At 73.2% G+C, this 23,808-nt stretch carries 19 protein-coding genes; 6 read left to right on the top strand and 13 right to left on the bottom strand.

Going from position 1 to position 23,808, the window contains the following annotated elements; all coding sequences use genetic code 11:
- The first annotated feature begins 89 nt into the window (after positions 1-89).
- Entirely contained in the window at positions 90-581 is a 492-nt protein-coding gene (locus tag GA0074704_RS04460; RefSeq protein ID WP_088969314.1) for a GbsR/MarR family transcriptional regulator, read from the top strand.
- 829 nt (positions 582-1,410) lie between these two features.
- On the opposite strand, the gene GA0074704_RS04455 is transcribed toward GA0074704_RS04460, so the two are convergent.
- Both GA0074704_RS04455 and GA0074704_RS04450 read right to left on the bottom strand, forming a co-directional pair.
- Positions 1,411-1,965: a response regulator gene (locus tag GA0074704_RS04455; RefSeq protein ID WP_088969313.1), complete on the bottom strand. Its 555-nt coding sequence runs from the start codon at positions 1,963-1,965 to the stop codon at positions 1,411-1,413.
- Positions 1,962-6,335: a hybrid sensor histidine kinase/response regulator gene (locus tag GA0074704_RS04450; protein ID WP_408632006.1), complete on the bottom strand. Its 4,374-nt coding sequence runs from the start codon at positions 6,333-6,335 to the stop codon at positions 1,962-1,964. Before GA0074704_RS04450 ends, GA0074704_RS04455 begins: the two co-directional genes overlap by 4 nt.
- Before the next feature lie 203 nt (positions 6,336-6,538).
- Between GA0074704_RS04450 and GA0074704_RS04445 the strand changes: the two genes are divergently transcribed.
- Together GA0074704_RS04445 and GA0074704_RS04440 are read left to right on the top strand one after the other, a co-directional pair.
- On the top strand, positions 6,539-8,602 hold the full coding sequence (locus GA0074704_RS04445) for a SpoIIE family protein phosphatase (protein WP_088969312.1): 2,064 nt from the start codon (positions 6,539-6,541) through the stop codon (positions 8,600-8,602).
- Positions 8,603-8,648: 46 nt separating this feature from the next.
- Complete coding sequence (locus GA0074704_RS04440) at positions 8,649-9,080, top strand: hypothetical protein (protein ID WP_088969311.1); 432 nt, start codon at positions 8,649-8,651, stop codon at positions 9,078-9,080.
- A gap of 458 nt (positions 9,081-9,538) precedes the next feature.
- Here GA0074704_RS04440 and GA0074704_RS04435 read toward each other — a convergent pair whose 3' ends face one another.
- The gene (locus GA0074704_RS04435) at positions 9,539-10,918 is read right to left on the bottom strand and encodes an FAD-binding oxidoreductase (RefSeq protein ID WP_088969310.1); all 1,380 of its coding nucleotides are present in this window, start codon (positions 10,916-10,918) and stop codon (positions 9,539-9,541) included.
- Between the two features lie 97 nt (positions 10,919-11,015).
- Here GA0074704_RS04435 and GA0074704_RS04430 point away from each other — a divergent pair, with 97 nt between their 5' ends.
- A complete protein-coding gene (locus tag GA0074704_RS04430; protein WP_088969309.1) occupies positions 11,016-13,112 on the top strand; it encodes a S9 family peptidase in 2,097 nt (698 codons plus the stop codon).
- On the opposite strand, the gene GA0074704_RS04425 is transcribed toward GA0074704_RS04430, so the two are convergent.
- Positions 13,109-13,690 carry a GNAT family N-acetyltransferase gene (locus GA0074704_RS04425; protein ID WP_088969308.1) on the bottom strand — a complete coding sequence of 194 codons (582 nt, stop codon included), beginning with the start codon at positions 13,688-13,690 and terminating at the stop codon, positions 13,109-13,111. The genes GA0074704_RS04430 and GA0074704_RS04425 overlap by 4 nt on opposite strands.
- A gap of 63 nt (positions 13,691-13,753) precedes the next feature.
- Between GA0074704_RS04425 and GA0074704_RS28680 the strand changes: the two genes are divergently transcribed.
- Positions 13,754-13,921: a hypothetical protein gene (locus GA0074704_RS28680; protein WP_157743595.1), complete on the top strand. Its 168-nt coding sequence runs from the start codon at positions 13,754-13,756 to the stop codon at positions 13,919-13,921.
- Positions 13,922-13,931: 10 nt separating this feature from the next.
- On the opposite strand, the gene GA0074704_RS04420 is transcribed toward GA0074704_RS28680, so the two are convergent.
- The 3 genes from GA0074704_RS04420 to GA0074704_RS04410 all read right to left on the bottom strand — a co-directional run bounded on the left by GA0074704_RS04420 (position 13,932) and on the right by GA0074704_RS04410 (position 17,280).
- Positions 13,932-16,037, bottom strand: coding sequence for a bifunctional polysaccharide deacetylase/glycosyltransferase family 2 protein (locus GA0074704_RS04420; RefSeq protein ID WP_088969307.1), 2,106 nt, complete (start codon positions 16,035-16,037; stop codon positions 13,932-13,934).
- Between the two features lie 2 nt (positions 16,038-16,039).
- The gene (locus GA0074704_RS04415) at positions 16,040-16,525 is read right to left on the bottom strand and encodes a hypothetical protein (RefSeq protein ID WP_088969306.1); all 486 of its coding nucleotides are present in this window, start codon (positions 16,523-16,525) and stop codon (positions 16,040-16,042) included.
- A gap of 182 nt (positions 16,526-16,707) precedes the next feature.
- Positions 16,708-17,280, bottom strand: a complete 573-nt coding sequence (locus GA0074704_RS04410) for a TIGR03086 family metal-binding protein (protein WP_088969305.1) — start codon at positions 17,278-17,280, stop codon at positions 16,708-16,710.
- Between the two features lie 31 nt (positions 17,281-17,311).
- On the opposite strand from GA0074704_RS04410, the gene GA0074704_RS04405 reads away from it, so the two are divergent.
- On the top strand, positions 17,312-18,109 hold the full coding sequence (locus tag GA0074704_RS04405) for a helix-turn-helix domain-containing protein (RefSeq protein ID WP_088969304.1): 798 nt from the start codon (positions 17,312-17,314) through the stop codon (positions 18,107-18,109).
- Positions 18,110-18,121: 12 nt separating this feature from the next.
- Here GA0074704_RS04405 and GA0074704_RS04400 read toward each other — a convergent pair whose 3' ends face one another.
- The 6 genes from GA0074704_RS04400 to GA0074704_RS04375 are packed head-to-tail and all read right to left on the bottom strand — an operon-like array spanning position 18,122 to position 23,720.
- Complete coding sequence (locus GA0074704_RS04400; protein WP_088969303.1) at positions 18,122-19,666, bottom strand: SpoIIE family protein phosphatase; 1,545 nt, start codon at positions 19,664-19,666, stop codon at positions 18,122-18,124.
- The gene (locus tag GA0074704_RS04395) at positions 19,663-20,991 is read right to left on the bottom strand and encodes an ATP-binding protein (RefSeq protein ID WP_088973443.1); all 1,329 of its coding nucleotides are present in this window, start codon (positions 20,989-20,991) and stop codon (positions 19,663-19,665) included. The genes GA0074704_RS04400 and GA0074704_RS04395 overlap by 4 nt, the downstream gene beginning before the upstream one ends.
- A 29-nt stretch (positions 20,992-21,020) precedes the next feature.
- The gene (locus tag GA0074704_RS04390; protein ID WP_088973442.1) at positions 21,021-22,034 is read right to left on the bottom strand and encodes a SpoIIE family protein phosphatase; all 1,014 of its coding nucleotides are present in this window, start codon (positions 22,032-22,034) and stop codon (positions 21,021-21,023) included.
- Complete coding sequence (locus tag GA0074704_RS04385; protein WP_088969302.1) at positions 22,031-22,450, bottom strand: ATP-binding protein; 420 nt, start codon at positions 22,448-22,450, stop codon at positions 22,031-22,033. The genes GA0074704_RS04390 and GA0074704_RS04385 overlap by 4 nt, the downstream gene beginning before the upstream one ends.
- Positions 22,447-22,863 carry an STAS domain-containing protein gene (locus GA0074704_RS04380; protein WP_088969301.1) on the bottom strand — a complete coding sequence of 139 codons (417 nt, stop codon included), beginning with the start codon at positions 22,861-22,863 and terminating at the stop codon, positions 22,447-22,449. Before GA0074704_RS04380 ends, GA0074704_RS04385 begins: the two co-directional genes overlap by 4 nt.
- Entirely contained in the window at positions 22,863-23,720 is an 858-nt protein-coding gene (locus tag GA0074704_RS04375) for an STAS domain-containing protein (RefSeq protein ID WP_088969300.1), read from the bottom strand. Before GA0074704_RS04375 ends, GA0074704_RS04380 begins: the two co-directional genes overlap by 1 nt.
- Between the last annotated feature and the right edge of the window lie 88 nt (positions 23,721-23,808).

Genomic DNA, 23,808 nt, shown 5'->3' with positions numbered 1-23,808 from the left:
TGGAAGCTACGCTTGTTTCACAAACTTGTGAAGACCGTGAGACCTGAGGCACGATCGGGTTCCCGACCGCGACCAGGGAGACGACACCGATGACAGACGAGGCCCGCCCGACCCGCGACGAGGAGGAGGTCCACCTCTTCGTCGAGCGGATGGCGATGGCGTTCGCCGACGTCGGCTTCCCCCGGATGGCCGCCCGGGTCCTCTTCGCCGTGATGAGCGCCGACGATCCGCTCACCGCCGCCGAGATCGGCGAACGGCTGGACGTCAGCGCCGCCGCCGTCTCCGGCGCGGTCCGCTACCTCACCCAGTTCGGCATGCTGGTCCGCGAGCCCGTCAAGGGCTCCCGCCGAGACCGCTACCGGATGCCCGACAACCCCTGGTACGAGGCCACGGTCACCAAGACCGGCCTCTACAAGACCTTCATCGACATCGCCAACGGCGGCGTGGACGCCCTGGACGGCCGGGCCACCCCCGCCGGCGAACGGGTCACCGAGATGCGGGACTTCTTCCTCTTCGTACAGGAGGAGATCGACACCCTCGGCGAACGCTGGCGCGCCCGCCGCGCCGCCCGCCACCCCTGACCGCCCCGGCCCCGCCGACGGGTACACGACAACAAGGACCATCACCAGGCCACGGCGGCCGAGCGCGGCGGCCGCCCGCCCTTATCCCGGACGCCGAGGGTTGCCCTTCGGGTGCCTACAGACTTGAGAGCACCAACGACTCACCCCCGGCGGCCGGCCCGTCCCGCAGCGGGCCACCTGTCATCCACGACGAAGTCGGCACGGCCCCGTCCGAAACCAGAACATCCCCGCCATCGTCGCCTCCGACCGGTTGGAGGCCGCAACATCCCCGATGTTGTCGGCTCCGGCCCGCCCAAGGCCGCGACATCCCCGATCTTGTCGGCTCCGACCCCGCGCAAGGCCACGACATCCCTGACGTTGTCGGCTCCGACCCGCGCAAGGCCGCGACATCCCCGATCTTGTCGGCTCCGACCCCGCGCAAGGCCACGACATCCCTGACATTGTGGCCTGAGCGGCGTGAGCATCAGGTCCCGACATTCGGGCTCCGCCGCACGCCCCTCCACCAGGACCCGTCCGACCCGGTCCAGACCCCCGGTGAGTCGTTCACGCTCTCAAGTCCGTAGCCAACAGAGGCGGCATCGCCCCGACCCGCAGCCGCATCCCGCCAGGCCCCGGCAACTCGTCCGCGCCGTCAGACCAACAGCCACCGGGAAGGAGCAGCCATCCGGCAGGGCCCGCGACACCAGGCCCGCCGCCAAGCCACCACACATCCGGCAGGGGCGGGATCACCAGGCCCACGACGAGGTGGGGCCGACCGTGCCCGGCGGAGGGATCAAGCCTGACCGCCCGGAGCCGGGCACGGTCGGCCCCACCCACCTACCGACGAAACCTAGGAAGAAGCCCCCCAACGAGCCTGCTCCAACAACTCGACCGCCCGCTCGACCCCGTCAGCGGAATCCGACCGCAGCAGCGCCGTAGCCTCGTCCACCGCGTCGGTCAGGTTGCGCCACTGGGTCTCCCGCTCCCGCACCACGTCCGACTGCATGGCAAGCTGCCGGGTCTTCACCCACAGCTCCACGAAGACCGAGACCTTGGCCCGCAGCACCCACGGGTCGAACGGCTTGGTGAGGTAGTCGACCGCACCCACCGCGTACCCGCGCAGGGCCAGCTGGGCGTCCTTGTCGGCGGCGGTGAGGAAGATGATCGGGACGTGCCGGGTCCGTTCCCGCCGCTTGATGTGGCTGGCGGTCTCGAAGCCGTCCATGTCGGGCATCTGGGCGTCCAGCAGGATCACCGCGAAGTCGTCGACCAGCAGCTGCTTCAGCGCCGCCTCGCCGCTCTCCACGGCCACCGACTGCACCTGGAGTCCCTGGAGGATCGCCTCCAGGGCCATCAGGTTCTCCCGGCGGTCGTCCACCAGCAGCGCCTTCGCCGTCTGCGTCACGAATGCTCCTCGCCTCGGCTGCCGTTGATCCAGGACGCCATCAGCTCGATCAGCTCGTCCAGGTCCACCGGCTTGGTGATGTAGTCGCTGCCACCGGCCGCCAGCGCGGACTCCCGGTCACCCGGCATCGCCTTCGCGGTGAGGAAGACGATCGGCAGGTCGGCGAAGCGGTGGTTGCGCCGGATCTGCCGGGTGGTCTCGTAGCCGTCCTGGTCGGGCATCATCGCGTCCATCAGCACGATGTCCACCTCCGGATGCTCGGCCAGCAGGCGGACGCCGTCCGCCCCGTTGTCCGAGTACAACACGGTCATGCCGTGCAGTTCCAACGCGGAGGTCAGCGCGAACACGTTCCGGACGTCGTCGTCCACGATCAACACGGTCGCGCCGTCGAGCTGCCGGGTGGCCGGCGCCGTCGCCGGCTGGGGCAGCAGCTCCATCGGCGGCATCAGCAGCGACGAGGGCAGGCCGGCCCGCTGCGGAGACGGCGGCGCCGGCGCGACCACCGCGTCCGGCGCCAGCACATCGGGTACGAAGAGAGTGAACGTCGAGCCCTGGCCGGGCGCCGAGCTGACCGTGATCGAACCGCCGAGCAGCCGGGCCAGGTCGCGGCTGATGGACAGCCCCAGCCCCGTCCCGCCGTACCGGCGGCTGGTGGTGCCGTCGGCCTGCTGGAACGCCTCGAAGATCAGCGAAAGCTTGTCGTCCGACACACCGATGCCGGTGTCGATCACGGTGAACGCGATCACCTGCTGCGCGTTGGTCAGCGCCGGCACATCGAAGACCGCGTGCTCGGGCGCCGGCCCGATCCGCAGGGTGACCGCCCCGTTGTCGGTGAACTTCACCGCATTGGAGAGCAGGTTGCGCAGGATCTGCTGCAACCGCTGGGCGTCGGTGACCAGCGCGGGCGGCAGCGTGCTGGCCACCCGTACCTGGAAGTCCAGGCCCTTCTCCTCGGCCTGCGGGGCGAACGCCTGCTCGACGTAGCTGCGGATCTCGTCGAACCGCACCTCGGTCGGCTCCACGTCCATCCGACCCGCCTCGATCTTGGACAGGTCGAGGATGTCGTCGATCAGCGAGAGCAGGTCCGAGCCGGCGCTGTGGATGGTCCGGGCGAACTCGATCTGCTTGCGGCTCAGGTTCTGCTCCGAGTTCTCGGCCAGCAGCCGGGCCAGCAGCAGCAGCGAGTTCAGCGGCGTACGCAGCTCGTGGCTCATGTTGGCCAGGAACTCCGACTTGTACGCCGACGCCCGGGTGAGCTGCTGCGCCTTGTCCTCCAGCCCCAGCCGGGCCAGCTCGATCTCCCGGTTCTGGGTCTCGATGTTGGCCTTCTGCTCGGAGAGCAGCTGCGCCTTGTCCTCCAGCTCGGCGTTGGTGCGCTGCAACTCGGCCGACTGTTCCTGGAGTTCGTGGGCGAGCCGCTGCGACTGCGCCAGCAGCTCCTCCGTACGCCGGTTGGCCTGGATGGTGTTGACCGCCAGGCCGATGGTGAGCACCAGCCGCTCCAGGAACGACAGGTGCAGGTCGGAGAAGGTGGCGACCCCGGCGAACTCGATCACCCCGAGCAGTTCGCCCTCGAAGAGCACCGGCAGCACCACCAGATCGGCCGGCGGGGTCTCGGCCAGCCCGGAGCGGAGCACGAGCCGCCCGTCGGGCTGCGCGTTGACCCGGATCGTCCGGCGGGACAGCGCCGCCTGTCCGACCAGCCCCTCCCCGGGGCCGAAGGTGACGTCGTGGCCGCGGGCCACGTACCCGTAGGAGGCGGTCAGCCGCAGTCGTACGCTGCCGTCGGAGCTGTCCGCCAGGAAGAACGCGCCGAGCTGCGCGTCCACCAGCGGGGTCACCTCCATCATGATCATGCGGCAGACCTCGCCCAGGTCCCGCTGGCCCTGGAGCAGACCGCCGATGCGGGCCAGGTTGGAGTCCAGCCAGCCCTGCTCGGCGTTCTTCTTCGTCGTCTCCCGCAGGGTGACGATCATCTGGTTGATGTTGTCCTTCAGCTCGGCGACCTCGCCCTGCGCCTTGACGGCGATCCGCTGGGTCAGGTCGCCGCGGGTCACCGAGGTGGAGACCTGCGCGATCGCCCGCAGCTGCGTGGTGAGCGTCGAGGCGAGCTGGTTGACGTTCTCGGTGAGGTCCCGCCAGGTCCCGGACACGCCCTTGACCTGGGCCTGACCGCCGAGCTTGCCCTCGATGCCGACCTCGCGGGCCACCCGGGTCACCTCGTCGGCGAACGAGCTGAGCTGGTCGACCATCGTGTTGACGGTGTTCTTCAGCTCCAGGATCTCGCCCTGCGCGTCCACCGTGATCTTCTGGCCGAGGTCGCCCTTGGCCACCGCCGTGGTGACCGAGGCGATGTTCCGCACCTGGCTGGTCAGGTTCGACGCCATCGAGTTCACGTTGTCGGTCAGGTCCCGCCACGTACCCGAGACGCCCTTGACCTGCGCCTGACCACCGAGCTTGCCCTCGGTACCCACCTCGCGGGCCACCCGGGTCACCTCGTCGGCGAACGAACTGAGCTGGTCCACCATCGTGTTCACCGTCGACTTCAGTTCCAGGATCTCGCCCTGCGCGTCGACGGTGATCTTCTGCGACAGGTCACCCTTCGCCACGGCCGTGGAGACCTGGGCGATGTTCCGCACCTGGGCGGTCAGGTTCGACGCCATCGAGTTCACGTTGTCGGTCAGGTCCCGCCAGGTGCCGGCGACGCCGCGCACCTGGGCCTGGCCGCCGAGCTTGCCCTCGGTACCCACCTCGCGGGCCACCCGGGTCACCTCGTCGGCGAACGAACTGAGCTGGTCCACCATCGTGTTCACCGTCGACTTCAGCTCCAGGATCTCGCCCCGGGCGTCGACGGTGATCTTCTGCGACAGGTCACCCTTCGCCACCGCCGTGGTGACCGAGGCGATGTTCCGCACCTGGCTGGTCAGGTTCGACGCCATCGAGTTCACGTTGTCGGTCAGGTCCCGCCACGTACCCGAGACGCCCTTGACCTGCGCCTGACCACCCAGCTTGCCCTCGGTCCCCACCTCGCGGGCCACCCGGGTCACCTCGTCGGCGAACGACGACAACTGGTCCACCATCGTGTTGACGGTGTTCTTCAGCTCCAGGATCTCGCCCTGCGCGTCCACCGTGATCTTCTGCGACAGGTCGCCCTTCGCCACGGCGGTGGAGACCTGGGAGATGTTGCGGACCTGGCTGGTCAGGTTGCCGGCGAGCTGGTTGACGTTCTCCGTCAGGTCCCGCCAGGTGCCGGAGACGCCGCGCACCTGGGCCTGGCCACCGAGCTTGCCCTCGATGCCGACCTCGCGGGCCACCCGGGTCACCTCGTCGGCGAACGACGACAGCTGATCCACCATCGTGTTGACGGTGTCCTTGAGCTCCAGGATCTCGCCCTGCGCCGCCACGGTGATCTTCTGCGACAGGTCGCCCCGGGCCACCGCGGTGGAGACCTGCGCGATGTTCCGCACCTGGGCGGTCAGGTTCGACGCCATCGAGTTGACGCTGTCGGTCAGGTCCTTCCACGTGCCGGCGACGTTCGGCACCTCCGCCTGGCCACCGAGCTTCCCCTCGGTGCCGACCTCGCGGGCCACCCGGGTCACCTGCTCGGCGAAGAGCCGCAGGGTGTCGGTGAGGGAGTTCATCGTGTGCGCCAGCTCGGCGACCTCGCCCCGCGCCCCGACGGTGATCTTCTGCGACAGGTCACCCCGGGCGACCGCCGTCGCCACCTGGGAGATCGAGCGCACCTGGCCGGTCAGGTTCGAGGCCATGGTGTTCACCGAGTCGGTGAGGTCCTTCCAGGTGCCGGCGACTCCCCGGACGTCCGCCTGACCGCCCAGCTTGCCCTCGGTGCCCACCTCGCGGGCCACCCGGGTCACCTCGTTGGAGAACGACGACAGCTGGCCGACCATGGTGTTCACTGTGCGGCCGATACGCAGGTACTCGCCCCGCAGCGGGCGGCCGTCGATCTCCAGGGCCATGTGCTGCGACAGGTCCCCGTCAGCCACCGCCACGATCACCCGGGCGATCTCCGTGGTCGGGCGGCCCAGGTCGTCGATCAGCGAGTTGATCGCCCGCTGACCCTCCGCCCACGAGCCCTCCAGGCCCTCCTCGTCGAGCCGCTCGGTGAGCCGGCCGTCCCGGCCCACGATCCGGCTGATCCGGCGCAGGTCCAGGTGCTGCCGCTCCTGGAGCGCCACCACGTCGTTGAAGGCGTCGGCCACCTCGCCGGCCGCACCGGCCCGCCGCGGCAACCGGACCTTCAGGTCGCCGCCACGCACCCGGCGCAGGGCCTGCGCCAACTCCGCGAGCATCGCCTCGTGGTCGGGAGCGGACGAATCCGCGGCAACCGGGTTTTCAGCCGTCGTCATCATTCCCTCACTCAGCTCGGGGGCCTCCGGCTCGTGGCGACCTGCCGGCCATCCCATCATTGTGCCCGCGCCCCCGTCGAGGCCGCGCCGCCCGGCCGCCGCCGCGCCCGGCGCGTCGCCGTCCGCCCAGCTCGGCGGCACACTCCGGTGCCGCGCGACGCCCCGGCCGGGTTGGCACCCGGGGCCGAACGGTGGAGGATGTCGGGGTGTCAGCGGAGACGGGGCCCGCGACGAGCGACGGCCCGCAGGAGCACGTGCGGCGCGTCCGCCTCCCCGCAGACCGGCGTACGCCAGCGGCGGCGCGCGCGCTGGTCCGCTCCGTGCTCGCCGAGGCCGAGCTGGAGGAACTGCTCAACGAGGCCCTGCTGCTCACCACCGAACTCTCCACCAACGCCGTCGAACACGCGCAGACCGAACTGGACATCGAGGTCCTCGCGGACACGGTCGGGTTGACCGTCACGGTCACCGACTTCGCCGGCGGGCCCGCGGACGAGCTGGTCGTCGGCGTACGCAACGACTCCTCCGAGATCGGCGAGGTGGCCGAGCGGGGGCGCGGACTGCTCCTGGTCGACCACTTCGCCAGCCGCTGGGGCACCACGTACCAGCCCAGCGGCAAGGGGGTGTGGTTCCGGCTCGACCGGCACGACGCCGACCCGGACGGGCCGGTCGGGCATCTCCCGGCCGCCAGCGGGAACGGCGGGCAGGTGGAGAGCTCGATGCCCAGCGCCGCCGCGATGAGCGAGCTGATGCAGACCACCCCCGACCCGTACGCGGACGACCCGCTGCCCGAGTTCGCCACCGACCTGCTCACCCGGGTCGCCGAGATGGTGGGCGCGGCCGGCGGGGTGGTCCGGCTGGACCGGGGCGACGGTCCGGGCCCCCAGGTGCTCGCCCGGTACGGCCGGCAACCCCGCCCCGACAACGAGCTGCTCCGGGTGCCGCTCGCCGTGCACCGCCCGTACGCCGGGGAGCTGGAGCTGGACGCGGCGCCCAGCGCGTACGCCCGGCCGCTGGCGGTGCTGGCCGCGGAGCGGCTCTCCCTGCACCTGGAGAACGACCGGCTGCGCCGGACGGACACCCGGCGGCAGGCGTGGCTGACCTTCCTGGCCGAGGCGAGCGAGCTGCTCGCCCAGTCGCTGGACGTCGAACTGACCATGGCGTTGATCCCGCAGCTGGTGGTGCCCCGGCTCGGTCAGTGGTGCGCGGTGCACACCACCGACGAGTGGGGGCGGTTGAAGCTCGCCGCCGCCACCCACGCCGACGAGTCGGTGCTGCCCCAGCTGCACAAGACGCTCCTGGCCACCGGCCCCGACTCGGTGCACGCGCGGCTCCGGGAAGCCTCGCGCAGCGCCGCCCAGGTGCCGTTGGGTGCCCCGATGGAGGGCTTCGCGGTGCCGCTGATCGCCCGTGGCCAGCGCCTCGGCACCCTGGCGGTGGGTCGGCACCAACGGCACCGGCACGACCCGGACGAGGTCTCCGTGCTGGAGGACGTGGCCCGCCGGGCCGCCCTGGCGATCGAGAACGCCCGGATCCACGCCGAACGGCGGCGGGTGGCGCAGACCCTCCAGCAGTCCCTGCTGCCCCCGGTGCTGCCGGTGATCGAGGGCATCGGCTTCGCCGCCGAGTACGTCCCGACCGGCGACGACGCGGAGGTGGGCGGCGACTTCTACGACGTGCTGCCGATGCCGGACGGGCGCTGGCTGATGGTGATCGGCGACGTCTCCGGCAAGGGGGTGCAGGCGGCGGCCGTCACCGGGCTGGTCCGGGACGTGATCCGGGTGCTCGCCGGGGACGGCAAGCCACTGCCGGAGGTGCTCAACCGGCTCAACGAGACGCTCGTCGAACGGGGTGGCGGGCGCTACTGCACGCTCGCGCTGGCGGCGGTCGGCCCCGGGGACGGCAACCAGCTCGACGTCTCCCTGCACCTCGCTGGCCACGACCGGCCGGTGCTGCTGCGCGGCGGGGGCGGAGCGTCGTTCACCGGCACCGGTGGCACCGCCCTCGGCCTGCTCGACTCGATCACCACGCCGACCGCCGAGATCCCGCTCGACCCGGGGGACTCGCTCATCTTCTACACCGACGGCGTGACCGAGCGGCGTCGCGGCCGGGAACTCTTCGGCACCGAACGGCTGCGCGACGCCGCCGCCCCGCTGGCCGGGTACTCGGCCGACGTGGTGGCCGCCCGCCTCCGGGCCACCGCGATCAACTTCTCGGTGGAGGCGCCCCGGGACGACATCGCCGTACTGGTGCTCCGCAACGACGCGCTCTGAGCCGCGCGGGGCAGCGCGGCGCCCCTCGACTCGCTAGCGTGCCGGTATGTCGAGCGACAGCGCCGCCGCGACGCCGGCCGCCCCCCGGCTCCGCCTCGTCACCGCCGCGAACCTCCTGCTCGTCGCCGTGTTCGCGCTGATCCTCGGCGCGTGGGTCGCCCGGATGGCCGGCGAGGGGGTCGGCCCCGACGAGCTGGCCGCCGGTGGCTACGACCCGAAGGACGTGGTTCCGTTCGGCATCACCTGGGCCAACCCGATCGGCTGGCTCTGTCTGGTGGTGCTGCTGGTCTATCTCTTCGCCGCGTTCCTCGGGCCGGTGGTCGCGACCTGGACGGTCGTCGTGCTGGCCAGGCACTGGGAGCGGCTGACGGCCGGCCGACGGTCCCTTCTGCTGGCCGCCCTCTTCGCGACCGTGACGCTCACCGCGCTGCGGCTCAGCCCGCTGCTGGAGCCGGTGAACCGCTGGCTGGCGGACTGACCGCTTGCTCCGGCCCCGCCGGGCTGAGGTAGGTGACCGACCCACCTGGCAGCCCGGTGGGTGACCGACCCACCTGGCTGACGTGGGTGACCGGCCCGCCGGGCTGAGACGGCTGGCGGCCCGGAGGTGCGTGCCTGACCGCCTACAGACTTGAGAGCGTCAACGACTCACCGGGAAGCGCGCCAGGGACGTCCGCCCGCCCTCTGCTCTTACTCGCATCGATGCCTACCGACCGGGCTCGCACCGCCCGTCGGTTCGAGCCGCCGGGATCACGTTGAGTCGTCTGTGCTCTCAAGTCTGTAGGGGCTCCAAACGCCATCCGCCCGCCCGCCGACCGGCGGACGGGCGGCGGGCGGCGACGGACGGACGGCGGACGGCGGGCGGCGGACGGCGGACGGCGGACGGCGGACGGCGGACGGCGGGCGGCGGGCGGGCGGGCGGCAGGGAGGCGACGCCGACTACAGGCCGCCGGGGAGGCGACCCGGGGCGAGTCGCCGGTGCGGGTCGAGGTGCTCCTTGGCCGCGCGCAGCCGGGGGATCACCGCCGGCTCGCCCCAGACGTCGACGGCCTGCCGGACCGCCGGCGGCGCGGAGAGCACCACGCAGCGGCCCCGCCGGGCCAGCAGCACGCCCCGGACGGCGGCGAGGATCGAGGCCACCCGCTCGGCGGGCAGCGCGCCGGGCAGCGCGGCGTGCACCACGCCCAGGCCGGCGGAGCCGCGGACCGGGACGGGGGTGCCGGCGGCGTCGCGGAGCGCGTACACGGCGGCGTGCAGGTCACTGATCGGCACCTCCACCCGCAGCGCGGTGTCGCCCGGGGCGAACGGGTAGCGCCGCCACCACTCCGGCGGGGAATGGTCCACGGTGGCGTCGCCGGCCACCAACGCCACCAACCGGTCGGCGCGCTCGGTCACCTCGGCCGGGCCACCCTCCAGGAGCACGGCGAGTGTGCCGGCGCCGTCCCGGGAGGCGGTCGGATCGAGCCGCCGGCCGGCCATCGAGGGGTGGTTGGCCAGCGCCGCGGCGCGGGCCGGGCTGATCGGCCGCCGGGCCCGGGAGCCGGCCGCCGGGAGGTCCAGCTCGATCGCGGCCGGGTCGAGGCGGGCGGCGAGCACGGCCCGGATCAGGTCATGCACCTCCAGCGGCGTCCACACCGGCCGGGAGATCCACACCCGGCTGGCCGGCAACGCCTGGGCGCGCAGCGTGGCCGAGACCAGCACACCCAACCCACCCTGCGACCCGCAGAGCAGCCGGCCCAGGTCCAGCCCCACCGGCGGATTGGTCGTGGCCCGGTCGGCCGCGCCGATCCCGGCGCTGAGCAGCTCACCGTCGGCCCGCAACCAGCGCAACCCGACCAGCTGCTCACACGCGGTGCCGTGCCGCAGCCGCAACGGGCCGGCCTCGTCCGCCGCGAGCACCCCACCGAGGGTGGCCCCCGGGGACGGCGGGTCGAGCGGGAGCCGCCGGCCGGTCCGCTCCAGGGTGGCCTGCACCGCGCGCAGCGGCGTACCGGCGCCGACCTCGGCCACCGGCGATCCGGTGGCCTGGTGACCGATCCCGGCGAGCCGGCCGGTGTCGAGCAGGATGTCCACCCGCGCCGGCGCGGCACCCCAGTCGATCTTCGTGCCCGCGCCCCGGGGCACCACGGTCAGGTCGTGCCGGGCGGCCAGCCGCAGCACCTCGGCCGCGGCCTCGGGCCCACCCGGCACCGCCACCCAGCGGGCGGAGCGACCGGCCACCTCGTCGGCGGCCCCGGCGAACCGGGCGAACGGCGGGCCACAGATCCCGGTCAGCTTGCGGGTGATCTCCGTCGCGCCGGTCGAACTCGCTGCCGCCATGCCGGCTATCGTACACATGTTCGAAAGCCTGTGGTGATCGTTCGCCCGGCGGCGCGATGGCCGGGTCCGCGGCCCCCCGGCCGGTAACCTGACCGGCGTGACCACCGAGACCCCGGCGCCCGTCGCCAAGCGCGTCCCCACCGAGCGGACCCACCACGGCGACACGTTCGTCGACGAGTACGCCTGGCTCGCCGCCAAGGACGACCCGGAGACGATCGCCCACCTCACCGCGGAGAACGCGTACACCGAGGCCCGCACCGCGCACCTGGAGAAGCTGCGCGGGGAACTGTTCGAGGAGACCCGCCGGCGCACCCAGGAGACCGACCTGTCGGTGCCCACCCGCAAGGGCGGCCACTGGTACTACACCCGCACCGTGGAGGGCCAGCAGTACGGCGTGCACTGCCGTCGCGCCGTCCGCGACGGCGAGACCGTCCCGCCGGTCAGCGAGGACGGCACCCCGCTCGACGGGGAGGAGGTGCTGCTCGACGGCAACCTGCTCGCCGAGGGGCACGACTTCTTCGCCCTCGGCGCGTTCGACGTCAGCCCCGACGGGCGCTGGCTGGCGTACTCGACGGACTTCGCCGGCGACGAGCGGTTCACCCTGCGGATCAAGGACCTGGAGACCGGCGAGGTGCTCGCCGACGAGGTGCCCGACACCTTCTACGGCACGGCCTGGTCCGCCGACGCCACCGTGCTCTTCTACGTCACCGTGGACGACGCGTGGCGCCCCGACCGGGTGTGGCGGCACACCGTCGGGACCCCGTCGAGCGAGGACGTGGTCGTCCACGCCGAGGACGACGAGCGGTTCTGGGTCGGCGTCGAACTGACCCGCTCCGAGCGGTTCGTCGTCGTCGACATCCACAGCAAGATCACCAGCGAGGTCCGGGTCGTCCCGGCCGCCAACCCCACCGGCGAACCGGCGGTCATCGCCCCCCGCCGGCAGGGCGTCGAGTACGCCGTCGAACACCACGGCCACCGCTTCCTCATCCTGCACAACGACGGCGCCGAGGACTTCGCACTCGCCTGGACCTCGGCCGACAACCCCGGCGACTGGGTGCCGCTGATCGACCACACCCCCGGCACCCGGCTGGAGGCCGTCGACGCCTTCGAGAACCACCTCGTCGTCTCGCTGCGCACCGGCGGCCTCACCGGCCTGCGGGTGCTCCCGGTCGGCGGCGGCGACCCGCACGACATCGACTTCCCCGAGCCGATCTACAGCGTCGGCCTGGACGCCAACCCGGAATACCGCACCACCGCCGTCCGGATGCGCTACACCTCCCTGGTCACGCCCGACTCGGTCTACGACTACGACCTGGTCACCCGGGAGATGGTGCTGCGCCGGCGCAAGCCGGTCCGACCCGGGCCGGACGGGCGGCCGTACGACCCGGCCGACTACGAGCAGCACCGCGACTGGGCCCTGGCCGACGACGGCACCCGGGTGCCGATCTCGCTGGTCTGCCGCGCCGGCACCCCGCGCGACGGCTCCGCCCCGGCCGTCATCTACGGCTACGGCTCGTACGAGGCCAGCATGGACCCGTGGTTCTCGGTGGCCCGGCTCTCCCTGCTCGACCGGGGCGTCATCTTCGCCATCGCGCACATCCGCGGTGGCGGCGAACTGGGCCGCCGCTGGTACGACGAGGGCAAGCTGCTGGCCAAGAAGAACACCTTCACCGACTTCGTGGCCTGCGCCCGGCACCTGGTCAAGTCCGGCTGGACGGCGAGCGACCGGCTGGTCGCCCGGGGCGCCTCGGCCGGTGGTCTGCTGATGGGCGCGGTGGCCAACCTCGCCCCGGACGCGTTCGCCGGCATCGTCGCGCAGGTGCCCTTCGTGGACGCGCTCACCTCCATCCTCGACCCGTCGCTGCCACTGACCGTCACCGAGTGGGAGGAGTGGGGCAACCCGCTCGACGACCCGGAGGTGTACGCCTACATGAAGGGCTACACCCCGTACGAGAACGTGTCGGCGGTGGACTACCCGGCCATCCTGGCGGTGACCAGCCTCAACGACACCCGGGTGCTCTACCACGAGCCGGCCAAGTGGGTCGCCCGGCTGCGGGAGGTGGCGCCGCGGGGCGACTACCTGCTCAAGACCGAGATGGGCGCCGGGCACGGCGGCCCCAGTGGCCGGTACGACGCCTGGCGGGAGGAGGCGTTCGTCAACGCCTGGACCCTGGACCGCCTCGGCCGCGCCTAGGCCTGCGTGGGCCCGCCGCCGGCGCGGCGGGCCCACCACTCCTCGGCCAGGACGGCGAAGACCAGTTGGTCGGCCCACTCGCCCCGGAATCGGTAGCTGCGCAGGTGGTGCGCCTCCCGACGCATGCCGAGCCGGGCCATCAGCCGGGCCGACGCCTCGTTGCGGCCGTGGCACCGACCGTAGACCCGGTGCAGCCTGAATCCGGTGAACCCCCAGTCCACCAGGGCGGTCACCGCCTCGGTGGCCAGCCCGCGCCCGCCGTGGTCGGGGTGGAAGACGTACCCGACCTCCGCGGTGCGGTCGCGCTCACTGCGCCAGACCAGCTCGACCACCCCGATCACCCCGGCGTCGGTCGCCACGGCCAGGGTCAGGCAGTCACCCTCCGCGCGCCACGCGTCCTCACCCGCCATGGCGGCCACCGAGGACCGGGACTGCTCCCGGGTACGCGGCTCGGCGCCGAGCATCCAGCGGACCACGTCCGGCCGGCGCTGGTACGCGTGCACGTCGTCGAGGTCGTCCGGGGTGACCGGGCGGAGGGTGAGCCGGGCGGTGCGGATCGGGTACGTCGGGCGGAGCATCCGACGATCGTAGGCGCGCCCGGATCGGCGGCTGCCCCCATTTTCGGCACCTAGACTGCGCGGGTGGACGAGGACGGCGTACCCGAGGCAGAAGCGGAACCGGGGGCGGCCCGGCGCGGGCCCACCTGGGTGATCCTCGCGCTGGTCGCCGCCGCCCTGCTGGTCTGCTGCTGTTCCGCGGCGATCGGCCTGGTGGTCTCCTGGCGGGCCGGCCTCCTCGGCGCGGGCTGACCGCCTCCGCTCACGTCCGGACCAGGGCGGCGGCCTCTCCGGTGCGGACCATCCGCTGCCAGCGCAGCCGGTTGCCGACCACCGCGGTCACCACCGACTGCACCACCACCAGGTACATCACCTGCCGGTAGACCAGCTGCTGGAACGGCAGCGTCCAGAGCGGACCGAGCCGCTCCCGGTCCAGGCGCAGGGCGTACGCGGCGGTGAAGCCCTGGAGCAGGAGCAGCCCCAGCCAGGCCACCGCCAGCTTCGTCCAGGGCAGGAAGACCAGGCCGTAGAGGGCGAACACGTCCACCGCCGGCGCGGTCAGCGGCAACACGATCTGGAACACCGTCAGGTACGGCAGGCCGCGACGGCCCAGCCTGCCACCGGCGCCCGACTCGCGCAGCGACCCGCGGTGCTTCCACATCGCCTGGAGCGTGCCGTAGCACCAGCGGTACCGCTGCCGCCAGAGCTGCCGCAGCGACGAGGGCGCCTCGGTCCAGGCGATCGCCGACTCCTCGTACGTCACCCGCCAGCCGGCCCGGAGCACCTTCATGGTCAGGTCGGTGTCCTCGGCGAGGGTGTCCGACGGGACCCCGCCGACGCCGATCAGCACCTGCCGGCGGAACGCGCCGATCGCGCCGGGGATGGTCGGCATGCACCGGAGGACGTCGTACATCCGCCGGTCCAGGTTGAAGCCGATCACGTACTCCAGGTGCTGCCAGCGGCCGAGCAGCCGACGGCGGTTGGCCACCTTGGTGTTGCCGGAGATCGCGCCCACCGACGGGTCGGCGAAGCCCTGCACCAGCCGGCCGACGGTGTCCGGCTGGAACACCGTGTCGCCGTCCACCAGCACCAGCAGGTCGGCTCGGGCGGCCCGGATGCCGGTGTTCAGGGCGGCCGGCTTGCCCGCGTTGGCCTGCCGGATCACCCGCACCCCGCGCAGCCGCATCCGCTCCACGATGTCGGCGGTGCCGTCGCTGGACCCGTCGTCCACCACGATCACCTCCAGCGCCGGGTACGCGCTGGCGACCAGCGACCGCACCGTCGCGGCGATGTTCGCGGCCTCGTTGTACGCCGGCACGATCACCGACACCGGGACGCCCACCGGTGGTGGTCGGCGCTTCGGCCGGCGGACCCGCCGCACGTGCAACTGGGCGCAGAGCACCTGCACGGCCAACCGGGCCAGGCCGAGCACCAGGGCCACCGCGAGCAGGGTGTTCATCGCGGCGGCCAGCCCGGCCGCCCCGTCCTGCGCCAGGCGCAGCGCCGTACCGCTGAACCGGGTGGCGGGCCCCGCCTCGACGGTCGAGTCGGGAGCGCCGATGCCCTTCGACACGGTGGTGAACCGGTAGCCCTGGCCGGTCAGCCGGGGCAGCAGCCGGTCCAGCGCGGCCACGGTCTGGCTCCGGTCCCCACCGCCGTCGTGCATCAGCACCACCGCGCCCCGGCCGCCCTGCGGGGTGGCCGCCTCGACGATCGCCGGGGTGCCGGGGCGCTGCCAGTCGTCGCTGTCCAGGTCGGCGAGGACCGCCACGTGACCGGTACGCGCGGCGGCGCGCAGCACGTCGTACTGGAGGCCGGTCATCGCCGGCACGGTCGAGGAGAACGGCGGCCGGAACAGGGTGACCTCCCGGCCGGTGGCCGCCGCGATCGCCTTGCGGGTCAGCGACAGCTCCAACTCGGCCCGCCAGGGCGGCGTCTCCCCCAGGTCGGCGTGGGTGAAGGAGTGCGAGCCGAGCTCGTGACCCTCGGCGAGGATCCGCCGGACCAGCTCCGGGTGCGCGTTGACCCGGGCGCCGACCACGAAGAAGGTCGCGTGCGCGTGGTGCCGGCGCAGCACGTCGAGCACCTGCGGGGTCCAGCGCGGGTCCGGCCCGTCGTCGAAGGTCAGCGCGATCGTCCGGGCGGGCAGCCGGCGGCTGACCGGCTTCGCCTGGTCCAGCCGCAGGACCGGACCACCGGCGGTGGCCTCCGACGGCGCGGGTGAGGAGTACACGGCGGACGGGCCCGAACCCCCGGCCATGCCGGTCACCACGGCGTGCAGGCTGAGCGCCGCCAGCAGGACGGCCAGGCCGAGCAGGAGCAGGAGCCAGTGCGCCCGGGGATCACGGCGGGCTACGTGCAGGGCCATCGTCAGGGCTTACCCGGGGACCTGCTCGGCTTGGCGGTGCTCCGCCGCACGTCGCCCTGTCCGGGCGGGCTGGTGGACGGGGTGGGCTGGGTGGTGGGCGTCGCCGTGGTGGTGGCGGTCGGGCCGCTCGTGGCCGTCGCCGTGGTCGTCGTGGTGGCCGGCGTGGCCCCGGTGGTCGCGGTCCGGGTCGGCAGCGGGGCGGCGGTGCTGGTCGCCGTGGTCGGGCGGGGGCGCTGCCGGCTGGCCGGCTGGCCGGCCTCGTCGAGGCTCTCCTGGCGCACGCCGGCCTCGATCGGCGCCTGCCGCCGGCCCTGCTCCGACCAGCCGGGCAGCGACACGGACGAGTCGGAGAAGAGCCCGGCGGCGATCAGCCCGACGCTGGTGAGCAGACCGAGGCCCATGACGGTCCCGGCCACCATGGTGAGCCGGCGACGCCGGCCGGTCCGATCGACGAACACCGGCGGCTCGCCGCCCGGCTGGTTCTGCATCTGGTGAACTCCCGCTGACGCATTCGGCGGGGCGGGCTCCGCCCCGGACGCGGGCCCGTGGGCGGGCCTTCCGCAGGCAACAGCGTCCCGGCGATCCGCCGCGTTACGTCCGGCTTCGGGCGATCCGCGTACCCCCGTCGCCGCCGCCGTGACCTGCCACGACGGCGGCGCGGCGGCCGAACTCAGACGGCCGGGGCCCAGCGCGGGTCGCGGCCGGTACGGGCGACCAGCCGGTCCAGCTCGGTCGCCCCCGACGCGACCTTGACCGGCGGGCCGAAGGCGCCCGTCTGCTGCCCCATCGTGCCCATCCGGTCCAGGAAGCCGTGCAGCGCGGTCAACGCGTCCGGTGGGGCCGCCATCGGCTGCCCGGTGGCCCGGGCCAGGTCCCAGCCGTGCACGGTCAGGTCGGTCAGCAGCATGTCCCCGACGGTGGCCTGCGGCAACCCCATCCCCGCCGACTCCCCCTCCACCGCGGCCGGATCCGACCAGGCCTCGACCGTCCGCTCCACCTCGACCGCGAACCGGTCCCGCCAACCCGCGGTGAGCCGGTCCTCCTTGGCCGCCCAGTCCACCGCCTCGCGGCGGGCCAACGTTTGGAAGTTGACCACCACGTCGAACAGGTGGTTGAGCAGATCACGCACCCGGAACTCGAGGCACGGGGTGGGCAGGTCCAGCTGATCGTCGGCGACACCCCGGACCACCGCCACCGTCGCAGGCGCCGTCCCGGCCAGCAGCTCACTAGTCTTCGTGCTCATAGGGGCAGCGTACGAGGACGGTCTTGAAGAAATGCGACAGCGAGCCCGCGGCGACGACCGGGGCATCCTCGACCCGCGGCGGCTACGGCGTCAGGTCCGGTTCCGGCGCCGGCTGCCCGCGCCCGCGCTGCGGCCGTACGTCGAGCACTACTGGCTGATCGACTGGACGCTGCCGGAGCCGTACGAGCAGCGGCTGGTTCCGCACCCGGCGGTCAACGTGGTCCTCCACGGCAACGACGACGGGCCGGAGACCGCCGAACTGGCCGGCGTGGACACCCGGCTCTTCTCGATCACGCTGCACGGCACCGGCCGGGCCAGCGGGGCGCAGTTCCGTCCGGGCGGCTTCCGCCCGTTCTGGCGGCGGCCGGTCGCCGAGCTGACCGGGCGCCGGCAGCCACTGGCCGGGCTGGGCCTGCCGATCCCCGCCGGCCGGCTCGGCGTCGGCACCGACGACGAGCGCTGCCGACGCCTGGACGCCCTGCTCACCGGCTGGTCACCGGAGCCCGACCCGGTCACCACCGAGGTCGTCGCGCTGGCCGAGGAGATCCGCGTCGACCGCGGGGTGCTGCGGGTGGACGACTTCGCCCGCCGGCACGGCCTGACCACCCGACGGCTGCAACGGCTCTTCCTGGACCACGTGGGGATCGGTCCGAAGTGGGTGATCCGCCGGTACCGGCTCCAGGAGGCGATCGAGCGGGCCGCCGGTGGGCCGCTCGACTGGGCGGCCCTCGCCGCCGACCTGGGCTACGCCGACCAGGCCCACCTGGTCCGCGAGTTCAGCGCCGTCACCGGCGTCTCCCCCGCCGCGTACGCCCGCTCGCTGGGCTGACCCCGCGCGGGCTCAGCGGCGACGCAGGGCCACCACGGCCACGTCGTCGTGGATCTCGTCGGGGGCCAGCTCCACCAGCAGCCGCTCGCAGAACCGGTCCAGGTCGTCGTCGACCCGCTCGGCGCAGGCGGCCAGCGCCGACAACCCCTCGTCGATGGTGGCGTCCCGCCGCTCGATCAGCCCGTCGGTGTAGAGCACCAGCGTGGCGCCGGCCGGCAGCACGAACTCGAGGTCCGCCGGCCGGGGCGCGCGGACCCCGAGCAGCGGGGCGGAGTGCTGCACGTACTCCGTCCGGCCGGCGCGACTGATCAACGCCGGCAGGTGACCGGCGCTGGCCAACCGGACCCGCCCCGACGGCGGGTGCAGCAGCAGCAGGCAGATGGTGGCCAGCTCGTTGGGGAGCAGCGTACGCATCAGCTCGTTGACCCGTTCCAGGATCGCCCCGGGCTGGTGCCCCTCCACCGCGTACGCCCGGACGGCGTGCCGCAGTTCGGCCATCACCGTCGCCGCGTGCAGCGAGTGGCCGGCGACGTCGCCGATCGCCATCAGCAGGTGCCCGTCGAGCATCACCAGCTCGTAGAAGTCGCCACCGACCTCGGTCTGCGCGCTGGCCGGCTCGTAGCGCACGGCGAGGTCCAGCCCGGCGATCTCCGGGATCCGCCGGGGCAGCAGGCTGCGTTGCAGGGTCACCGCGATCCGGTGCTCCTCGTCGAAGGAGCGCTGCGCCTCCACCGCCGCGGCGACGGCCTGGGCGAGCTGCACCAGCACCGGGGTCCGGGCGGTCTGGGTGTGCGAGGGGACCACCACGTAGAGCGGGGCGCGGTCCTCCCGCAGCTTCGCGGCGGCCACGGTGACCGCGTCGCCGGCCGGCCAGTCGACCAGCGCCCAGTTGGCCGGGTCGTCCGACCGCACGGTGGAACCGGTGGGTACGCCGGTGTCGTCGACGACCCACGGGACGATCCGCCCCTCGTCGCCGGGGCCGGCGGACACACCGGCGATGCAGTCACCGTCGAAGGTCTCCGCGACCACCGCCGCCGGGCCCTTGAAGATCTGCGCGGCGCCGACCGCCGCGGCCTCCAGCAGCCGGGCGAAGTTCGGCGCGGCGTGCACCGCGACGGTGGTGTCGGCGAGCCCGGTCAGCCGCTCGGCGAGCAGCTCGGCCCGCTGTCGCGCCTGGTAGTAGCGGAGCACCGCGTGCGCGGTGGCGATCAGCTCCTCCGGCTCGATCGGCTCGGCGAGGTACGCGTCCGCACCCCGGGTCAGCCCCTGGGCCCGGTCGTTCACGTCCACCGCGTGCGCGGAGACGTGGACGACCGGGATGGCCGGGTGCGCCTCCTTGATCCGTTCGCACACCTCGAAGCCGCTCAGGTCGGGCAGCCGGACGTCGAGCACCACCAGGTCGACGGCCTGCTGGGCGACCCGCTCCAGCGCCGCCCCGCCGCTCTCCGCCTCGATCACGTCGAAGCCGGCCCGGGTGAGCCAGCTGACCAGCAGGTAGCGCTTGGTCCGGCTGTCGTCGACGACCAGGACGGTCGGGCCCGGGAGCGGCGCGGTCATGCCCGTTCCACGGGAAGGGTGACGGTGAAGGTGCTGCCCCGGCCGGGCTCGCTGGTCAGCTCCAGCGTCCCGCCGAGCAGGGTGACCAGCCGCCGCGCGTACGGCAGGCCGAGGCCGGTGCCGCGCACCCGGGTGTTCCCCGGAACCTGGTAGAACTCCTCGAAGATCCGCTCCTGGAGCTCGGCCGGGATGCCGACGCCGGTGTCCGACACGGTGAGCCGCCAGCGGTCGCCGAGCCGTTCCGCGCGCATCCGGACCTCACCCTGTTCGGTGAACTTCAACCCGTTGTGCAGCAGGTTACGCAGCACCTGGGCGAGCAGCACCTCGTCCGACACGACGGCCGCGGGGGCCGGCGGCTCCTCCACCACCAGCTCGACCTCGGGCCGAGGGCTCAGCGCCCGCAGGGTGCCCCGCAGCTGCCCGAAGACGGCCCGCAGGTCGACCTCCGCCCAGTCCGGCTCGATCCGGCCGGACTCCGCCTTGGCCAGGTCGAGCAGGTCGTTGACGAGGGTGAGCAGGTCGGTCGCCGAGGACCGGATCAGCCCGATCTGCTCCGACTGGGCCGCGGTGAGCGGGTCGGAGGCCGAGTCGGTCAGCAGCCGCCCCAACCCGATGATCGCGGTCACCGGGGCGCGCAGCTCGTGCGAGACGTTGGCCAGGAACCGGCTCTTGGACTCGCTGGCCGCCCGCAGCTGGGCCGACTTCTCGTCCAGCTCGGCGTAGAGGGCCACCACGCCCCGGTTGGTCTCCTCCAGCTCCTCGGAGAGCTGGGCGTAGAGGGCCATCACGCCCCGGTTGGTCTCCTCCAGCTCCGCGTTCAGCACGGCCAGCTCGTCCCGTTGGCTGCGGACCTCGTCCAGCGCGGCGATCAGCTGGGCGTTCTGCGTCGCCAGCTCGTCCAGGGCGCTGCCCGGGGCGCTCTGCCCGAGCTCGGCGCGGAGCTCGGCCAGTCGCTCCGGGGTCAGCGCCTGCGCGTTGGCCGGGATCCGTCGGGACATCCTCACGACCGTATCCCCCTCGACGCCGACCACGCCCAGCGTGTCCACCAGACGTGCCACCGCACCCGACTGCGGCTCGTACCGGCCGTGGGGCAGCGGCCGTACCGGCGTCAGGTCGGCCCGCAGGTGGTGGCGGCCGTCGCCCGTCGCGAAGACGGTGCCGAAGGCGACGTCCGCGCCGCCGGTGCTGTGCAGCAGGTCCCGCGCGACCTCGCTGAGCGCGGTGGCCAGCCGGACCTGGTCCTGGTGCTCCAGCCCGACCGCGGCGGCGACCTCCCGGCCCCGCTGGCGGACCAGGAAGATGTCCTGCTCCACCCGCAGCGCCATCGTCAGCAACGGCTCCACGGCGGCCCCCGTCACGGCCGGGACCTCGCGACCAGTACGCAGGCGTCGTCGCGGCGGGTGCCCGCGTCGCGCAGCAGGGTGGCCGCGACGACCGTCGGGGCCCGTCCGGCCAGCCCCGGGTAGTCGGCCAGGTCCCAGCGGTCCACCACCCCGTCGCTGTGCATCACCAGCGTCGCGTCCGGGCCGAACGGGTAGTCGTACTCGCGGACGGTCGGCCGCTGGTGCCCGGCGATGCCGGGCAGCGACACCAGCCCTCGCCGCCGTTGGCCCTCCTCGACCACCGCGGCGGAGATGTTGCCCAACCCGGCGTAGCGCAGCACGCCCGCCTCCGGGTCGATCTCGGCGACGGCCAGCGCCGCCCCCCGGGTGTGCGACATGGCGCGGTGCAGGTGCTGCACCACGACGCCGGGCGGCCCGGCGGGCGCGTCCCGGAACGCGGCGAGCGCCGCGCCGGTGGCGGAGGCGGCCAGCGGGCCGTGGCCGAGTCCGTCGCAGGCGAGCAGCTGCCGCCGGCCCTCGGCGACGCGTACGGCGTAGCCGTCCCCGCTGACCTGCTCGCCGGTGATCGGGCGGGTCAGGGCGCCCGCCCACGACGGTTGCGGCGCTTCCCCGGACCAGACCTGGACGGCGAAGACCGTGCCCCGGCCGGGGCGGGAGTAGCCGTCGAACCAGGTCGCCTGGCGGGCGATCGCACCGAGCCCGATGCCGAGCGTGCCGGTGGTCGAGTGGCCGTCGCGGGAGGAGAGGGTGAGGTCGGCCATGCCGGGTCCGGAGTCGATGGCGACCAGTTCCACCCCGGCCCGGCCGGCCCGGCGTACCGGCCGGACCAGCATGGCGCCTTCCTGCGCGTGCTTGACCAGGTTGCTGGTGAGTTCCGCCGCGACGATGGCCAGGTCGGCGACGTGTTCGGCACCCAGTTCCAGCTGCATGCCGAGGCGTTCGGCGGCCCGGCGTACCCCGCCGACCGCGCTGCCGCCCTCGATCCGGAACCAGAGACCGTCGTCGGCGACGACCTCCCGGCTCATCGGGACCACTTGGTGACCGTGATCGTGGTGCCCTCGCCCACGCCGGTCCGGATGTCGAACTCGTCGACGAGCCGGCGGGCGCCGCTGAGCCCGAGGCCCAGGCCACCGCCGGTGGTGTAGCCGTCGGTGAGGGCCAGGTCCAGGTCGGCGATGCCGGGTCCGGAGTCGGCGAAGACGATGCGTACGCCCCGACGCCGCCCGTTGTCCACGGTCGCCACCTCGACGGTGCCCCCGCCGCCGTAGACCAGGGTGTTGCGGGCCAGTTCGCTCGCCGCGGTGACCAGCTTGGTCTGGTCCACCAGGGACAGCTTCACGGCGACCGCCACCGTACGCACCAGCTGCCGGACCCGCACCACGTCCTCGTCGCTGCGGATCGCCTGGGTCTGCGGCGTCCCCAGGTCGACGCCGGCGGTCATGGCGTGGCCGTCGTCTCGGCGTCCGCGTCGTCGCCGTCGGGCTCGTACCCGCCCTCGTCGTACCGGGCCGCCGCGATCAGTTCCATCCCGCGCTCGACGTTCAGCGCGGTACGGATGCCGTTGAGCGACAGGCCCAGCTCGACCAGGGTGATGGCGACCGCGGGTCGCATCCCGACCACCACCGTCTCGGCGTCGAGCACCTTGGAGATGGAGGCGATGGTGGAGAGCATCCGGCCGACGAACGAGTCGACGATGTCCAGCGCGGTGATGTCGATGATGACGCCGTGGCAGCCGGTGGCCACGATCCGCTCGGCCAGGTCGTCCTGGAGCTGGAGCGCGGTCTGGTCGGACATGTCGACCTGGATGGAGACCAGCAGCACGTCGCCGATCTTCAGGATCGGCACGCGGTCCATCAGGCCTCCCGGCGGGGGTGCCGGCGGGCGGTCTCCACGCCGGTGAGCCGCAGTACGTGGCGCAGGGCGTCGGCCAGGCTCGCCTTGGTGGCGATGTCGCCGAACTCGATGCCGAGGGCGACGATCGTCTGGGCGATCTGCGGGCGGATGCCGGAGATGATGCAGTCGGCGCCCATCAGCCGGGCGGCCACCACCGTCTTGAGGATGTGCTGGGCGACCTGGGTGTCGACCGCCGGCACACCGGTGATGTCGATGATCGCGTACGGCGAGCCGGTGTCGACCAGCGTCTGGAGCAGCCGTTCCATCACCACCTGGGCGCGGGCGGAGTCGAGCGTGCCGACCAGCGGCACGGCGACCACGCCCTCCCAGAGCTTCACCACCGGGGTGGAGAGTTCGAGCAGCTGCTCGGCCTGGTCGGCGATCAGGCTCTCCCGGGTGCGGACGTAGCTCTCGAAGGTGAAGAGCCCCATCTGGTCGATCAGCCGGGAGTAGGCGATGAAGTCGCGCAGCGCGCCGGCGTCGCCGCTGTCGACCAGGTCCAGCAGGACGCCCTTGAGGGCGTAGACGCTGACCGCGGTCTCGGTGGCGGAGAAGCCCTGCCGGGCCCGGCCGCGGGACAGCTCGGCGAGCAGGGCGCGCAGCTCGGCGGCCTGGTCGTCGGAAAGGTCGGCCAGCCCGCCCTGGGCGGCGGCGATCATGCTAGCGTGCAGCTCCTGGAGCTGGCGGCGCAGCTCGGCCTGGCTCAGCCGGCCGCGCAGCGACGCCGCGACCGATTCCGTCCACCGGGCCGTGATCCGGTCGCCGTGCTCACTGAGCAGACCGGCGAGCCGACCACTCTCTTCCGCGCTCAGCGCCATGTTTCCTCCTTGAGCTGGACCGGCCGGACTCTATCACCGGAGATCTGTCAACTCCTTGCCACGTGGCAACGGGATGACAACGGGCACC

Source organism: Micromonospora siamensis, from assembly GCF_900090305.1.
GTDB lineage: Bacteria > Actinomycetota > Actinomycetes > Mycobacteriales > Micromonosporaceae > Micromonospora > Micromonospora siamensis.
Note: the sequence above shows the minus strand (reverse complement) of the source record. Positions and strands in the feature narration are given on the sequence as shown.